We start from the raw sequence: 16,037 nt of genomic DNA, 5'->3' as shown, positions 1-16,037 counted from the left end.
CTCCGGCCCGACCACGGGCGGCCGGGCCGCCGCCACGAGGGGCAGGCCGGCCAGCAGCAGGGCGGTGACGAGGCGGCGCGGAGCGAACATCGTTGCAATCCTAACTAACGGCGTGGGTCTTTGATACGGCTTCCACGCACGAAAACATGCGTCGAGGCCAGACCCTTGGCTGGAAAGGCATGTTCGTGAGAATGCAGTGAATCCGGTCTGAACTTATCCACATGCCACCGGCGGCCGTTCAGCGCAACAAGCCGCCATTTTCCCGGCGGTTCGCGCGGGATCCGCTCAGGCCACCGCGGTCGCGCCGGCGGTGGCATCCAGCGCCTGCTCCACCAGCTCCCAGCCTGCACCAGGACGGTGCGCGCCCTCGCTGAGGACCTGGCGGAACAGGCGGCCGCCGGGCTGGCCATGGAACAGGCCAAGGACATGCCGCACCACGTGCTTGAGCGGCAGGCCCGAGGCCAGCTGCCGCTCCACGTAGGGGCGCAGGCGGCGCAGCAGGGTGGCGCGTCCGGCCAGCTCGCCGCCGTACAGGGCCACGTCCAGCCGGTGCAGCAGGTAGGGATCGTGGTAGGCGGCGCGGCCCAGCATCACCCCGTCCACGTGCGCCAGCTGCTCCTGGACCTGTGGCTCGGAGGCGATGCCGCCGTTGACCAGCACCTCCAGGTCCGGACGCTCGCGCTTGAGCCGCCAGGCCCATTCGTAGCGCAGCGGCGGCACCTCGCGGTTCTCCCTGGGCGACAGCCCCTGCAGCCAGGCATTGCGCGCATGCACCACGAAGGTGCGGCAACCGGCCGCGGCCACCGCTTCGACGAAGGCGGCGAAGCGCTCGTACTCGTGGTCCTCGTCCACGCCCAGCCGGCACTTCACCGTTACCGGCACCTCGCGGCCGTCGGCGCGGGCACCCTCGATCATGGCCGCCACGCACTCGGCCACCAGCCCCGGCTCGCGCATCAGGCAGGCACCGAAGCGGCCGGCCTGGACCCGGTCGGAGGGGCAGCCGCAGTTGAGGTTGACCTCGTCGTAGCCCCACTCCACGCCGATCCGGGTGGCCTGCGCCAGTACCTCCGGCTCGCTGCCGCCCAGCTGCAGCGCCACCGGGTGCTCGGCCGGGTCGAAGCCCAGCAGCCGCCCGCGGTCGCCGAGCACCACCGCGTTGGCGTGCACCATCTCGGTGTACAGCCGCGCATGCGGCGCCAGCAGGCGGTGGAACACCCGGCAGTGGCGGTCGGTCCAGTCCATCATGGGCGCCACGGACAGCAACGGCGCTTGGCTTTTCAACGAATTCATTGCTTTACCTGAAATTACGGGGCCTGCGCTTACCCGCTGGCACCCGCGTTTTCCCTCGGTTTCCCGCCGGGATGTACCATTGGTGCACCACGAAAGGCTTGGTACACCATGCCCACCTACCAGCAGAGATCCGGCAGTTGGCGCGCCATTGTGCGCCGCAAGGGCCACAAGCCCCAAACCCGCACCTTCCCGACCAAGTCCGCGGCCAAAGTATGGGCGGAGCGGGTGGAACGGGAGCTGGCCGAGATGGAGGCGCGGGGCGGGCATCCCAATGATGACCTCACGATCGCCCAGCTGATCGACTGGCGCCTGGAGGAGGTGGCTTCGGTCAAGCCGGTGTCCAAGACCCAGGCAGGGAACATGTCACGCCTACGCGAGAGTCTGGGCGATGTCGTAGCGAGGAAGCTCACCGCGAACCATGTCATCGAGCACGTGCAGCGACGGATCTCCGGCCAGCACATGCTCCCGAACGGCCATCTGGCTCCGCCCTGCGCCCCTGCCACCATCAACGTCGAGCTGGGATACCTAAGCGAGCTCCTGAAGCTGGCAAAGCCGATGAAAGGGGTCGCCACCATCGGCGACCCCGTCGCGGAGGCCAGGCCCGTCCTGCGCCTGCTCAAGATGGTGGGCAAGTCAAAGCGACGTGACCGCCGCCCCACGCCCGACGAGTTGAGGCGGCTGCACGCCCATTTTGCAGAGTCCGCGTGGCGATCGCAGATCCCCATGAACGACCTGGTGGAGTTCGCGATTGCCTCTGCGAAGCGGGAGGGCGAGATCTGCCGCCTGCTCTGGTCCGACTTGGACGAAAGCAATCGCACCCTGCTGCTGCGCGACGCCAAGCACCCGCGCAAGAAGGCAGGCAACCACAAGCGATTCCCGCTCCTGGGGGCGGCTTGGGACGTCGTGCAACGGCAGCGCCGCATCGACGGCGAGGACCGCATCTTCCCCTACAACTCCAAGTCCGTCGGCACCTCGTTTACCCGTGCCTGCAAGGCGCTCGGGATCGAGGATCTCCATTTCCACGACCTTCGCCATGAGGCAACGTCGCGCCTCTTCGAACAGGGATACGACATCCCGGAAGTTGCCGCGGTGACGCTACACGAGTCGTGGAATGAGCTGAAGCGCTACACCCAGCTGCGTCCAGAGAGCCTCCACAGGCCCATGCCCGAAGCGAGCGCCTAGCCATCACCGTCGCCGGCGGGGCCTTCGGGGCGTGACTGTGATCGAAGCCGCGATGCGCGCCCGCTCCTCCGCCATCTGCTCGACCGTGAGGCGTGGGCGACCATCTTCCCCGGCTGCCACGGGCAGCCGCGCCCACCGCTCGCGTTTGGCGGCGGCCTCCCGCTCGAGCCTGGCCATGTGCCGCTGCGCCCAGAGCTCGGCACCACGGCGGCCAGCTTCATAGCTGGTGCAGTCCCGGCGGACCTGCTGATCTTCGTCCAGGTGGTAGTTGAGCACCGCGAACCACGTGCCGCCCACCCGGTCCATCAGCCGCACCACCCCGACGCCATCCAGCTCGAGGACAGTGGGCGGGCCGCTGGCGGTGAGGTGGACAAGCTTCCATTGCATGGCGCGGCATCCTACGGGCCGGCGTATCGGATCCTGCGACAGTCACCGTGGGTCCAGCGACTCCCGGGGCTCGGGGCCGTCCAGCGCGAAACCGCGGACGGCGTCGGCGGATCCCGCCACGACCCACGCTGGGGCCTCGCCGGGCGCCTCCGCGGGGAGGCGGAGGCGGCACTGCCGGAGAACTCCAGCAGGGCCAGCGCGGCGCGGGCAAGCTCCTGCTCGAGCTGCTGGCGGCGCTCCGGGTCGGGCGGGAACTTGAAGGCGTCCATGGGCGGAATCTCGCGCTGCCCACGCCACGGCGGCGTGACGGTGCCCGGTGTACTCTCCGGCCATGTGCTACTCAGCCCAGATCTACGCCGAGTTCAAGCTTTTCCAGCGCCAGTTCGGCGCTGTGATGGACATCGAGACCTACGTGGCCACCTTCTGGCCCGGGGAGAAGAAGCAGCCGCGGGCGAAGGCGCCGCGGGCGATGATCCGGGAGCTGGAAGAGATCGGGCCGCCGGAGCTGCGGGCGGCCCTGCTCGCCCAGGACCAGGCCGACATCGCGGCGCTTGAGGAGGAGCTGTTCGCCCTGCGCCGGCGGGTGGGCGACGCCCAGCGGGCGCTGAAGGTGAAGGTCACGAAGAAGGCCCAGGAGGACGTGCGCATCGGCACGAACAAGGGCAAGGCCGCCCGCCGGCGGCTGGACATCCTCAAGGGCCTGGCCAGCGACAACGACCGCGTGTTCCCCGGCATGTACGCCCCGGTGATGGTCTGGGAGGGCGGCCAGCGCGTGGTGAAGCCCATGCGCTACCAGTGCCGGCCCTGCGGCAAGCCGGCCTTCTACGATCGCAAGTTCCCCGGCACCTACAACGCCCGGCGGGACAGCCTGGAGGGGTTCTGGTCCGGTCAGTTCGGCGTGAGCCACGGGCTGATGGTGGCCACCCGCTTCTACGAGAACGTCCAGGGTCCGGACGGGAAGAACCGCGTGCTCGAGTTCCCCCCCCGCGACGGCGAGCCGATGCTGGTCGCCTGCCTGTGGTCCCGCTGGACCGACCCGGCCGGCAAGGAGCCCGACCTGCTGAGCTTCGCGGCCATCACTGACGAGCCGGAGCCGGAGGTGGCCGCTGCCGGCCACGATCGCACCATCATCAACATCAAGCCCGAGCACATCGATGCCTGGCTCAACCCCGAGCCGGGCAACCTGGCGGCGCTGCAGGCGATTTTCGACGACAAGCGCCACCCCTACTACGAGCACCGGATCGCCGCATGAAAACCCGAGCCGAGATCGACGCCGAGCTGCAGCGACTGGAGCAGCGCCTGCCGCGCCTGGTGGACGAGTGCGAGCCTGACGAGGTGCTGGAGGCGTTCGCCGGCGAGGCGGAGTGCCTGGTTGAACAGGCGCCGGTCGAGTACGTCGAGCACATCCACGCGACCATCAGCTGCATGCTGTCGTCGGCCGGGCTGATCCCCGGGGACAACGATGGCGAGAGCTGCGCCTAGGTGCCAGCCACGCGAGCTAGCCCCGCGGCGGGTACGGGTCGGTACCGTAGGTGCGCTCGTCCTGCCAGAGCCCATCACGTCCTTGGATACGTAGACCTGATGGCCGCGACTGCTGCTCCCATAGGGCGCGAGCGCGCCGCGCCCCCTCGGCTACGGCCTCTGCCTGCGTGGAAAAGTTAGCGACCACCTGGTCACCAGTCCTCAGAACCCAAACGCCGCCAGACAGAACAACGTAATAGTAGAAGCGAGGCATATCGTCCCCCCTGTAAGGTGAGGTGGTAATACACCTCCCGCCGACCAGTTTCTATAGGATTTCCCCTACCCACCGCGCGCGAAGGGAAAGCCGGGTCACGACGAGCCTTTCGGGCGTCTCGCGCGCCATGGGGAGTAGCGCGGCCGGCACGGCGCGACCCGGGGAGTGGTGCGCCGACGCATCGATTCTCTGCGGCATGCGTCGCAGGAGCCGAGACCAGCCACCCCGCCCATCCCTGAGCGGGGCCGCGCCGGGTGGATTGCCTGGTGGCCCCGGGCGTTGGCTGGTGGCCTCATGTTCCCGTCCCGTGCGCGAGTTTGTTATCGGCGCTGTACGCTTGGAGGGGTAAGGGAAGTCTGATTCAAGCAGCGAGGTCCGCGTAGGTGCGGCCCGCCCCTCCGTTGTAAAGCCAGCTCATTTCTGCAGTAGTCAGCGGACCTCCCGCGATCGCGAAGCCATCGGCCTCTGCGCCCGCCTGCGTGCCGCTGTACACGCTTCCGAGCGTGATGAATCGCTCGACGATGGCCTGGGTGCCGTTTGACGCCTTGGTCAACGTTCGCACTTCGCCGTTGACGAACAGCGATAGCACTCGCGTGGCACGGTCGTAGCTCACGCCCGCGAACGACCATACATTGACAGGGGCAGAGATTCGCGCGGTCACCTGCACTTCGCCCGCACTGTCGCGGTACGCGCCGCCGATCCCTCCATCGACCCAGTCGAGCCACATCGTCTCGCCAGCGGGCTGCGCCCTGGCAATTGCAGCCAGGACTCGTGGGCTGCTTGATGTGGGCTTGAACCAGCTCCACATCGCGCCCCCGCTTGCCTCAAACCCACCCAGCTCTGCCAGCGTCGACCCTATGCTGTACTGGGCTCGCGCGGACTGCAGCGCCTGCCCATGCTTCCCAGTCGTGTAGCCGCCTCCCGAGGCGACGGTCATCGCTCGTGGAAGTCCCGCGGCATTCGCGGGGTTCTTGCTGTTGAGCAAGTCCCCGTCGAACTCGTACCACGCGACGACCTTGCTCGCGAGCCCAGGGTCAGCCGATGCTCCCGCCATCATCATCCTGCGCAGGATCATGCCCCGCGCTCCTGCATGGCATAGCTCACTGTGGTGCCGCCGTCATAGCTGACAAAGGTCAGCCAGGTCACGGCCCCGGCGGCACTGGCCACGGCGGTGTCACTGCCGCCAAGCGGCTTCCAGCCGGCCGGGAAGGTGACCGTGCGGCTGCCGGTGGCGTCCTGCACGATGCGCACCTCGCCCTCGGTGGCATAGCCAGACGGGGCGCAATCGGCCAGCGCCATGGTGACATTGCCGGTCAGGCTCAGGGTGTGCCGCCGCGCCAGCCCGTGACCACAGTTGATGGTGGCCGTGCCGGAAGCCACGGACACGGCGTGGATCTTCAGCCCGGCCAGATCGCGCAGGCTGATCTTGGCATCGTCACCGACCGCGACCGGGTTGTCGTCGGTATCGGTGCCGCCATCCAGCGCCTGCAGGGGGATCACCTCGGTCCCGGCGTAGGCCTTGAGGGCGGGGTTGTCGTCAAAGCGTTTGGTGGTCATGTCCGGTCATCCTTCATAGGTGGTGCCGTCCTGGTCGGCGTAAACGGTGCCGTCTTGGTCGGCATACGGCAGGCGCGGGCTGGTGCGGTAGGCAAACAGCGCGGTGGCGGCCTGCCAGCTGTCCAGGCCATCGCGAACGGCCCAGACTTCCAGCCGGGCATCGCCGTTGCCGCCCAGCACCGGCACGCTGGCCGTGGTGCCGGTCAGGCCGGCCTGCTCTTCGTCCAGCACGTCATCGATGTACACCCGCAAGGTGTAGGTCGTGCCCGGCTCCGGGCCGATGCTGGCTGCCTCGGCATCAATCAGCTGGCCGCCCTGCTGCAAACGGTCACGGTGGGCCCAACTCACATCGAAGGCACCCACCACCAGGGGCGGCGGCATGGCCGAATCGATACGCAGGCGGCCGGGGGCATACGGGCGGTGCTGGCGCCGGGCGGTCTGGATGCTGATCACCGGGGCGCTGGCCAGATCGAGTGCTGCGCTGGCAGTGCGCGTTACCAGCCTGCCGTCGACCTCCACCTCGCCGGTGTACCGGGTCGGGTCCAGCGCGATCGAGTCACCGAGGATCCACAGGCGTGAGCCTGCGGCGTGCGTGGCCGGCACGGTGTCCGCGCAGCCGCGGCCCAAGGTGATGGTGCCGGCGAGCCGGTCGATGGCATCAAGGCGACAGATCTCGCTGTCCCACAGCACCATCGCGCCGACGGTGACCTCATCGTCGTATCGCAGGTTGCTGATGCTGATCTCGGTCTCCGTCCTGCCGCATGCCGCCACGCTCATGGCAGTGGCGCACCAGTCGGTGTCGTCGGCCTCGGTGTAACCGTCGCCGGCGTCCACGTGCAGGGCGTACCCGATCTCACTGCCTGCCGGGGTGGCCACGGCGAACAGGTAGGCGTCGTCCGGAGCCAGCGCGGCGAACTCCCCCGGCGGCATCATGCTGGCCAGCAAGGCGTAGGGCAGCTCCTCGAGGCGGGCTGCAGCCGCAGCCTGCGGTGCGGCGTCAGCCTGGCCACCGCCCCCCGGCTCCGGCAGGACGTAGGTCACGTCCGGCAGCGCGTAGACGTCCTGGATCGCGCTCAGGCTGATGGCCCCGCTGCGCAGCGTGCCGCGGTCGATATCGCCCACGCGGCAGACCATGTCTCCGATGCCACGGCGCGGGGCCTGCAGGCGGAACCGCTGGCCCGGGCGCCACGCCCAGGGCACGCGGGTGGTCTTCATCTCCAGGCGTCGCTGCGGCTGGCCCTTGGCCTGCAGGTCACGTGCCCCGGCTCGCAAGGCCAAGGCCTCGACGGGAATCTCGCGATAGGTAGAGACCTCGGCAACCACACCGCCAGCGCGACGGATACCGCCAAGCGACTGTACCGGCGCGGTGGAGCGGTCTTCCTTGGCAATCGGGTCGAACCATTCGACGATGACCTGGTTGACCGCTTCGTCCAGCGTAGCCGGCTGCTCCTTGTACTCGATGATGTCGTCATCGGTCAGGATCGGCAGGTCGTCCAGCACGTAGTCGGGCCGGATCAGATCCAGGTGCCAGCGGCCATCGATGGGCGAGCGGGCCATGGATGCGCCGATGACGTTGCAGATTCGCTGCTGGAACTGCTGCACGCTCTCGGATCCCGGCACCCACTGCGTGCACAGTCCGAAGCCTTCTGCGTACAGGCGGTCGGCTGCAGCGATGAAGCTGGCTTCGTCGATGTCCTCGGCCGGCTCATCACCCATCCAGCTGTCGGTGATGGACTGGTAGAGGATGTGGGCGGGGTTCATGCCCACACGGTCAGTGGCGACTGACTTGAGCTTGAAGGCCGCATAGGAATAGCTGCCCTCGTCCTCGACCTTCACGGCGATGACGTTGCGCCCAAAGCGGAGCAGGCCGACAGGCACCTCCACGTCATGCAGGAACGCGGCGACGCCAGGCTCAAGGCTGGTACCAGATCGCGGCAGTACCTCTGTGCCATTGATCCAGACCGTCGCCCAGTTGTCGACGAACAGCTGGAGTGTGAAGTCGTATGTGGCATCCAGAAAAAACTCACGACGGATCCATATGGTGGTGCCCAGCGGCCACTCGGTGCCAACCTCAAGGGGATACCCGCCAGCTCCGGCGTATGGGTGTGAAGCCGCAGATGCGAACGGCATCCGACCAATATCCCAGCCCGAATCGTCGAAGTTCTCAGCCGCCCATGCCGTCTCACCATCACCAGCGTTGTAGCGCCAGCCGTCACTGGTGGGGCCAAGGTCAACCAGCCCCCCCATCCCGAGCGGAACAACTGCCTTCTCCGGATACCAGCACCCGCCCTCTCCTTCCCAGCCCTCGAGGATCCGGCGCACCTTGAACGATGCCGTCTTGGGGTACGGCGAGAAGGCGCCCCACAGGCCGCCCTGCCAGATGGCGCTGAACCGGCCGCGGTGGGCGCTCTGCTGGGGGCCGAGATTCGCAGCCAAGTAGCTGCTGGGAAGCTGGTCCTGCCGGCCGAAGCGCACCTCGAGCACGCCTTCCAGCCCGCCCTCGCCGCCGGTCTTGTCGCCTCCCCACAGTTCCTTGGCCGCGATGTTCAGCGCGCCGTTGTCGGTCAGCTGGCCACGCCATGCGGTCTTGTCGCCGGCGCGGAACTCGAGCAGCGCATCCACCGGGCCGCGGCAGATGAAGAAGTGGAACAGCTGCTTGTACCAGTAGCCGATGATCGGGCGGCCGTTCCAGCCGGACTTCTTGCCGCGGATGTTCTTGGTGCCCATCGGCTTGTGGCCGACGACGGTGGGATCGTCCACCCACACCTCGCCGAACACCATGCGGATGCCCTGGCCATCCTCGACCTGCGGCGACTCTGCGGTGCTTTTCGCCGCATCCGTCGGATTGGGCGCCAGCGCCATCATGATCAGGGTGGAGACCACCATGATGGCGATCTGAATCCAGAAGCCGGCGTGCATCTCCCGTGCACCGGTCAGTGCGGTGGCCAGCATCACGCCGGTGGCGACCAGCAGCACACCCGCCAGCCCCAGGCACAGCCACCGGCCCACATTGGTATCCATCCACAAGTGACGCAGTCGCCATCCGTACACGTAGGCCAGGCGCTGCAGGGCGGTGCGTTGGGTCATGGGGGGTTGCCGCTCCAGGGATTCTTGGTCGGCAGGTGGAACACGCCGCCGTAGTTGTCGGTGTTGTCGCGGGCGGCGCAGGCCTCCCAGTTGTGGGCACAGCCGGGCCACGCGGTGCCCTCGAGGCCTTCGGCCAGGTCGGCCGCGCCGTACTCGAGCGTGAGGGTGTCGCCGCTATGCGCCATGATCGTGCGCTCCTCGATCAGGCCGTCCGGGCGCATCCACTCCACCCACCCACCATCCATGGGCAACGAGCTGGTGCCGAACTCGGGGGCGGTGATCGTCAGGCCGCTGGCAGCGGTGAGCGTGAACGGGATGGCGAACAGATCCTTGTCGAGGTTGCACTCGCCCGGGCCCTGCCCGTACACGACCAGGTCGCAGGCGCGCTGGCAGCGATGGCCACCGCCGGCACCGCGATGCCGGGCGCGGGTGTTGTTGCATGTCAGCGTCAGCAGGGTGTCGGTGAACTCCGGCTGCGCCACGCGGCCGCGCCAGTTCACCACCACCTCGGCGTCGGCGTCGCCGCGGTGCATGCTCATCACCGTGGCGATGACCTTGCGCGCCGGCGGGTACGGGCGCCAGATGCCGGCGAACGCCTGCGTCGGCGGCGGGTTGGGCGCGTTCGGATCCAGCGCGATCGGCAGGGTGATGGTGACGCGGTTCTTCGCCACCTCCGTGGTCTCGCGCACGGCGCTGACGCTGATGCCGGACGGCACGTAGGTCAGGCCATCCAGCTCCACCGGCGTATCGCCCGCGGTGTAGCCCCACGACAGCGGGCCCAGGTCGAAGCGCACCAGCTGCACCGGCCGGCCGAGGAAGCGGGACAGTTCGCGGAGCTTAAACATCGGGGACGACCGCAGTGAATGGCGTGCTGGCCCTGGCGGCGCCGGCCAGGTCGGCGTGGTGCTCGAGCACCACCTCGTCGCTGGCCAGCGTGCAGAGCGTGAGGAACTCGATCCGGCGGATGGCGCCGGGGGCCACTGCCTGGCCCAGCGCGCTGGACAGCTGCAGGACCTCGTTGGCGCCGCTCTCGGCGCTGCCAGTGATGCGCCGGATGAAGGCGGTGCCGTCGTGCAAGACGATGCGCACGTCGCGCCGGTTGGGCTGCTGGCGGCCGTACAGGGTGTAGCCGGCCCACTCCACGGTCAGCCAGGTGCTGGAGGATCCGATGGAGGCGGAGGCCTTCAGGTCCTGCAGGCCGCTGGGCACCCACAGCGGCACCTGACGGCCGCGCAGGCCGTACAGCAAGGAGCGGAAGGCGGCGCGCTCGGCGGCGCCCCACAGGCGCCACCGGTGCGACTGGGCGCGGAACGCGCGGCCGGGCAGGTCGAACGTGGCCGGCAGGCCCACGTCGTTGTCCTCGTCGGTGAGGATGCGGGCGTAGCTGAGGCTGCCGTTCTCGCCGGCGTCGGACACGTGCTCCAGCACCGGGTGGCCGAGGTACTCCGTCGCCGGCAGCTGCGCCGGCCAGTCGCAGGCTTCCTGCACCAGGAACGTGAGGGTGCGGCGGCCGGACAGGTCGGTCCAGAGGGTTTCCTCCGGGCCGTCCGCCAGCCGGGCGCGGCGCACCGGGTACAGGCGGGTGCCCGCCGGCCAGGCCTGCGTGGTGGCGCTGGCCAGCTCCAGGCCGTCTTCGCCCACCTCGTCGAGGGTCACCAGCTCCCACTGGCGCAGGCTGCGCCACAGCAGGGCGCGGCCGCCGCCGACGAAGTCGCGGTAGGCCGGGTCGCAGGGGATGGTGGTGGCGCCAGAGGACAGGGGCGCGGCGAGGTACTGCACGTCCGGCCAGATGGGCAGGGCCCAGTCGCTGCGGCCGCCGCGATCGGCGATCAGCGCGTCGGCCACGCGGCGCTCCTGGCCGGCGGCCACCACGTCGAAGGTGAACGTGCGGCGCGGCGCCTGGCGCAGGCTGCGGTGCTGGGTGACGCCGGTCGCCGGCGCCTGCAGCACGTCGGTGAGCCAGGCCAGCGACTCACGGACCGGGTTGCGCCAGTCCGGCGGGACTGGCCAGACCACCGGGGATCCGGACGCGAAACTCACTGCTGCCACCCCGCCTGGACGGCACCGCCCTCCTCCACCACGGTGTTGACCACCACGCGACGGAACTCGTGGCTGTTGGCCAGCGCCTGGGCCAGCATGTCGCCGGAGAGCAGGTTCATCACGGCGACCTTGACGTCGCCCAGGGGGCTACCGCCCACCAGGCCGCCGTCGGCGAAGCTGAAGCGCGGCGCCGGCGCCGTGCGCACGTTCGGCGCGCGAAAACCGTCCAGTGCCACCTGGCGCGCGTGGAGCGCCTGCATCGCGGCCAGGCCGTAGTGCCGCACGGTTTCTTGCGGCATGACGTATTCGCCGCGGTGGACGACGCCGGCGACGGCGTACTTGCCGCCGGGGCCGGTGTAGCCGCCGTCGGCGAAGCCCGTGGCCGCGCCGATGCTGTTGGCCACGGTCAAGGCTTGCGCCGCGGCCATCAGCTGCGCAGCCGCCACGGTGATCGCCGCTGCACCCGAGTTCAGGCCGGCCCCCGCCGTGCCGAGCGTGGCAGACGCGCCGGCCAAGGCTGCGCTCGCTCCCTGGATCGGGGCCGCATACGCGACGCCGGCGGCTGCAGCCTCCGCCGGATCCGGCTGCCCGACGTCGAGGCCGCCGGCCTTGCCGGCCAGCTTCATGAGCTGCGCGGTGGCCGCGGACGCCAGCTGCTGGGAAGCCAGCTGGCCCAGGGCATCGGCGATGCCGCCGACGACCGCCTTGATGGCATCGCCCAGGCTCAGGCTTTCGGTGCGGATCTTCTCCAAGGCACCACCGATGCCCGACTCCAGCCCCTGCCGGAACGTGGTGGCCAGCAACCCTGCCTGGTTCTGCAGCTCGAACAGGCGGTTCTCCATCTCCGCCAGCCGCGCCAGCGCTTCCGGGCTGCCCAGCAGCTGGGCCTGCTCGCGCATCAGCGGCAGCAGGCGCTGCAGCTCGGCGATCTCGCGCTGGCGGATCTCCAGCAGCTTTTCCTGGGCGGTGATGCTGCTGATCAGCCCCGCCTGCTGCTCGATGTGCACGCGCTGCTCGGCGGCGCTGAACTGGCGCTGGGCGCGATCGAGCTCGCCGGTGAGCCGGGTCAGCTCGGCGTTGGCTTCCCGAAGGCCGAGCAGGCGCGTGATCTCGGCGGCCTCGGCCGCGTGGCCGAGGTTCTCCATTTCGGTACGCAGGCGCTTGAGCTTCAGCGTGGCCTCGTCCAGGCCCTCGGGCGCCTGCTGCCCGGTCAGGCGGGCGATCTCCAGCTGGACGGCCACCATTTCCTTGGCGGCCTCGCCGCGGCGCTGCTCGCTGTCCAGCAGCTGCGCGTAGTCGATCAGCTGCTGCTTGAGGGCGTCGCTGGCGTTGCGGTAGGCGCCTTCCTCGATCTCATAGCGGATCCGCGCGGCCTCCGAAGCACGCGTCTCCCCTTCGCCCAGCTCGGCCAGCAGGGCGATCTGGCGCTGCAGGTTCGCCACCTCTCGCGCCGCCTGCTTGTCCGCGTCGTTCTCGGCCTTGCTGCCGCCCTTGGTCTTGTACCTGTCCTCGATCTGCGCCTTCAGCTTCTCGAAGGAGCCGTCGTACAGGCGGTCGTCGTTGGGGTTGGCAACGGCGATGCGGTTGTACAGCTGGATCAGTTCGTTGATCTCGCGCTGCTTGGCCGCCTGCTTGTCGAGGCCGGCGACCATGGCATCGACCCGATCGATGGCGTCCTTGGCGGCGCGGGCTTCGGCTTCGCGCTCAGCCTGGCGCCGGGCGTCCTCTTCGTTCGAGGCCTTGGTCAGCCTCAGCTCCTCAAGGCGCGCCCGCGCCACCCGCTCCGCGGCGGCGTAGCGCTCGTGGTCGCCCTTGAATGCCCACGAGCGCTGGGCCTGCTGGTAGAGCTGGATGTCGGATTCCAGCTGCTCGATCTGCGCATCGAGGTCCGTGCGCCCGAGATCCTTCAGCTTGTCCCAGACGCTCCCCAGCGTGTCCAGCACACCCCGCCACGCCCGCTCGATCATGCCGGCCTGCTGCTCCATCAGGGCAACGCGGCTCCTGGACATCTGCTCGGTCTGCGCGATCGCCTCGCGCACCGCGTCCTGCTGGCGCCCCTGCTCTTCCAGCGACTTGATGTGGGCGTAGGTGGCCGCGGTGAGGAAGTTGTACTGGCGGTCCAGCTCCCGCAGCGCCTTGACCGGCTCGGCCGCCAGGCCGGCCACCTGCCGGGTCGTCTGCTCAATGCTCTGGCCGGTGAGCCGGGAGAGGTTGACCGCCGCCGTGGTCAGGGACTCCAGATGCTCGGCGCCTACGCCCGCCGACTGCAGCAGCAGGGACAGCGCCTTGTCGGCATCGCCGAACTCGCCCGTCGCCTCGCCTACGCGATTGCCCATCTCCGCCACCTGGCCGGCGGTGACGCCGGCCTGATTGCCGGTCGCCAGGATGGTGGCCTCCAGCGATCGCATTTCCAGGTAGCCCTTCACCGCCGCCGCGCCCAGCGCGACCACGCTGCCGGCGGCGATGCCGGCCGCCATTCCCATGCCGCTGAGGAGCACCGAGGCCGCGCCGGCCTGGTTGCCCAGCTGCAGGATCTGGTTGCCGGCCATGGCCCAGTTGCCCGTGGCCGAGTAGGTGAGCAGCTGCGTCAGGTTGCGCTGCACGCCGGCGGAGTTGAGGTTCAGGGCGCGCTGGTTCTGCGCCATCTGCAGCGCCTGGCGCTGGGCGGTGACGTTCGCCATCGCCCGGTTGTACTGCTCGCGGCTGATGCGCCCTTCGTCCACGGCGCGCCTCAGCTCTTCCTCGTCGCGCTTCAGGCGCTGCAGGGTACTGGCGGTCTTGTCGTAGCGCTTCAGGGTGCCGTCCAGCTGCTTCTGGGATTCGCCCTCGGCCTTCTGCAACTTCGCGTGGGACTTGTCGAGCGAGACCAGGGCCTCGTCGTACTCCTCCATGGTGATCAGGCCCTTGGCCATGGCCTTGTCCAGCATGGCCTCGGCCTGCGCCAGCTCCTCCCAGCTGCCGGCGCCGCGCGCGATGACGCCCTGCAGCTCGCCGATCAGGCCGATCTCCTCGGCGACGGCCTGCTGGGTGGCGCGCGCCGCCGCGGCGTAGCTCTCCTGGGCGGCGGTGGCGGCGTCCAGCCCGTCTGCCGGTGCCACGCCGGCCATCACGTCCGCGGCCTTGCTGGCGGATTCGGCGAGGTCGTCCAACCCCGCCTGCACTGCGGCCACGTCGCGCTGCGCCTGCGCGAAGTGGGTGCGCAGGCGGAAATCCATGGTGAAGTCGCGCGAGGTGTTCATCCGTCCTTCCTGAGCGTGTTGATCAACTTCCGTACGGCCTTGACGCCTTCAGCGGTGTCTGCCCGTGCCGCCATGCCGTCCTCGATCCTGTCCGCGCGTTCCCTGCGCTGGCGGCGCTGCTCCCGTTCGTAGAACAGGATCAGCTGCCGTTCGGTGTATCCGCGGAGCCGCTGGAGATCTCCGAGGCCGGCGCGGGCGAGGCAGAGGAGGACGTCTGGCCAGTCGACGCTGTCGCGGCCGCCCGCAGGTCCAGCAGCTGCGTTGCGGCCTCGTGGACGAAAAAACCGCAGTTCACCGTGAACCAGGTGTTGACCAGCAGTTCGCCCTGCGCCCTCGGCAGGCCGGCGATCCATTCCGGCTCGACGCCGGCGGACCGGGACACCAGCACCAGCACGATGTCCCGGTGCCTGGCCAGCAAAGGGCGCACGCGGTCGTAGCGCAGCGCGCCGGTGGCGATGCTGCGGGCGATGTCGTCGATCAGCGGCGCGGCGAGGATCGACACCTCCAGGCTCTCGCCGAAGGTGTACTCGCGCACGAGCAGCTCGCGGCCGTTGACGACCAGCGGCACGTCCGGGAACAGCACCGAGGCCGCGGACGCCTCCGGCTCGGTAGCCGGAGGCGTCGCGGCCGTGGCCGCCCCCTCGTCAGGCAGGCGGGTGGCCATCAGCTCTCCTGCGGGATCTCGATGCGACCGAAGCCGCCCAGGTTCGGATCCAGCGCGGTCTCCGCGTCGAACAGCACGGTGCCGGACAGCGGCAGCTCGCCGAAGCTCTCGTTGATCAGGCTCAGGTTCGCCACCGGGTTGAACTGCACGCGGTACAGGTGCACGCGGATGCGACTGCCGTCGACGGTGTTGATGCCGTTGAGGTACAGGTACCGCTCCGGCGGCGCGCTGGTGAACATCGGCAGGCTGGAGTAGGCCGCGTGCGAGTAGCTGGCCTTCAGCGGCTGCTCCAGACCGGCCAGGCTGAGGATCTTGATGATGCCGCTGTGCGCGTCCTCCAGCTGGTAGTGCGTGCCGGCGGTCAGGGTGTTCGCCGGCGAGTCGCTGTCCTTGATCGACAGCGAGGACACGTTGGCCGGCTTGGCCAGGACCACGCGACTGCCGTCCACCAGGTTGTCCGGCAGCACCTCGTCGGTCACGCTGCCGGAGGAGATGTCGTTCTGGGTGGCGTACAGGCCCAGCTTCAGGTTGTGCGCGGTGCCGTGGCGCAGGACCAGGTCGATGCTGACGGTGGTGCCGGTGCGCAGCTGCGCCGACTGCAGGCGCTGGCCGCTGTAGGTCTCGGTGCGGTCCTCCGTCTGCGTGTCGAAGGTGAGCTCGCACGACGACTGGTCGCCCACCCAGATCAGCGGGCCGGGCTTGCCACCGGCCAGGCGGGTGCCCAGTTCGATGCGGCCCTGGAAGGAAAAGTCTTTCATGGTGGTTTCTCCGGGGGTGGTGCCGGCACCGCCGGCAGGGTGGAATCGGACGGTCAGCGCATGCACCGGGCGCGCCCGGGCCGATGGCCAATGGCTGA

The 16,037-nt window shown here is 69.3% G+C and carries 14 protein-coding genes; 3 read left to right on the top strand and 11 right to left on the bottom strand.

Going from position 1 to position 16,037, the window contains the following annotated elements; genetic code table 11:
• Positions 1-285: 285 nt before the first annotated feature.
• The gene (dusA, locus tag B351_RS0111045) at positions 286-1,290 is read right to left on the bottom strand and encodes a tRNA dihydrouridine(20/20a) synthase DusA (protein WP_026010624.1); all 1,005 of its coding nucleotides are present in this window, start codon (positions 1,288-1,290) and stop codon (positions 286-288) included.
• A 108-nt stretch (positions 1,291-1,398) separates the two neighbouring features.
• Here dusA and B351_RS0111040 point away from each other — a divergent pair, with 108 nt between their 5' ends.
• Complete coding sequence (locus B351_RS0111040; protein WP_019399108.1) at positions 1,399-2,472, top strand: site-specific integrase; 1,074 nt, start codon at positions 1,399-1,401, stop codon at positions 2,470-2,472.
• A gap of 3 nt (positions 2,473-2,475) precedes the next feature.
• Here the strand turns inward: B351_RS0111040 and B351_RS17140 are convergent, their stop codons facing one another.
• Entirely contained in the window at positions 2,476-2,859 is a 384-nt protein-coding gene (locus B351_RS17140; protein ID WP_019399107.1) for a hypothetical protein, read from the bottom strand.
• Between the two features lie 331 nt (positions 2,860-3,190).
• Between B351_RS17140 and B351_RS0111025 the strand changes: the two genes are divergently transcribed.
• Positions 3,191-4,111: an SOS response-associated peptidase family protein gene (locus B351_RS0111025; RefSeq protein WP_019399105.1), complete on the top strand. Its 921-nt coding sequence runs from the start codon at positions 3,191-3,193 to the stop codon at positions 4,109-4,111.
• Entirely contained in the window at positions 4,108-4,341 is a 234-nt protein-coding gene (locus B351_RS16715; protein WP_019399104.1) for a hypothetical protein, read from the top strand. The genes B351_RS0111025 and B351_RS16715 overlap by 4 nt, the downstream gene beginning before the upstream one ends.
• A 16-nt stretch (positions 4,342-4,357) precedes the next feature.
• On the opposite strand, the gene B351_RS18255 is transcribed toward B351_RS16715, so the two are convergent.
• The 9 genes from B351_RS18255 to B351_RS0110980 form a co-directional block, all read right to left on the bottom strand.
• The gene (locus B351_RS18255) at positions 4,358-4,594 is read right to left on the bottom strand and encodes a DUF2188 domain-containing protein (protein ID WP_083852441.1); all 237 of its coding nucleotides are present in this window, start codon (positions 4,592-4,594) and stop codon (positions 4,358-4,360) included.
• A gap of 361 nt (positions 4,595-4,955) precedes the next feature.
• A complete protein-coding gene (locus tag B351_RS0111015) occupies positions 4,956-5,669 on the bottom strand; it encodes a LamG-like jellyroll fold domain-containing protein (protein WP_019399103.1) in 714 nt (237 codons plus the stop codon).
• Entirely contained in the window at positions 5,666-6,151 is a 486-nt protein-coding gene (locus tag B351_RS0111010; RefSeq protein ID WP_019399102.1) for a hypothetical protein, read from the bottom strand. The genes B351_RS0111015 and B351_RS0111010 overlap by 4 nt, the downstream gene beginning before the upstream one ends.
• 6 nt (positions 6,152-6,157) lie before the next feature.
• Entirely contained in the window at positions 6,158-9,238 is a 3,081-nt protein-coding gene (locus tag B351_RS17135; protein WP_019399101.1) for a phage tail protein, read from the bottom strand.
• Positions 9,235-10,083: a phage BR0599 family protein gene (locus B351_RS0111000; RefSeq protein WP_039731437.1), complete on the bottom strand. Its 849-nt coding sequence runs from the start codon at positions 10,081-10,083 to the stop codon at positions 9,235-9,237. The genes B351_RS17135 and B351_RS0111000 overlap by 4 nt, the downstream gene beginning before the upstream one ends.
• Positions 10,076-11,254, bottom strand: coding sequence for a hypothetical protein (locus B351_RS16705; RefSeq protein WP_019399099.1), 1,179 nt, complete (start codon positions 11,252-11,254; stop codon positions 10,076-10,078). The genes B351_RS0111000 and B351_RS16705 overlap by 8 nt, the downstream gene beginning before the upstream one ends.
• A gap of 20 nt (positions 11,255-11,274) precedes the next feature.
• Entirely contained in the window at positions 11,275-14,517 is a 3,243-nt protein-coding gene (locus tag B351_RS17130) for a phage tail length tape measure family protein (RefSeq protein WP_019399098.1), read from the bottom strand.
• A gap of 139 nt (positions 14,518-14,656) precedes the next feature.
• Positions 14,657-15,181, bottom strand: coding sequence for a DUF6631 family protein (locus tag B351_RS16695; RefSeq protein ID WP_019399097.1), 525 nt, complete (start codon positions 15,179-15,181; stop codon positions 14,657-14,659).
• Positions 15,181-15,939, bottom strand: coding sequence for a hypothetical protein (locus tag B351_RS0110980; RefSeq protein WP_019399096.1), 759 nt, complete (start codon positions 15,937-15,939; stop codon positions 15,181-15,183). Before B351_RS0110980 ends, B351_RS16695 begins: the two co-directional genes overlap by 1 nt.
• Positions 15,940-16,037 lie beyond the last annotated feature (98 nt).

Source organism: Pseudoxanthomonas sp. GW2, from assembly GCF_000283075.1.
Classification (GTDB): Bacteria; Pseudomonadota; Gammaproteobacteria; order Xanthomonadales; family Xanthomonadaceae; genus Pseudoxanthomonas.
Note: the sequence above shows the minus strand (reverse complement) of the source record. Positions and strands in the feature narration are given on the sequence as shown.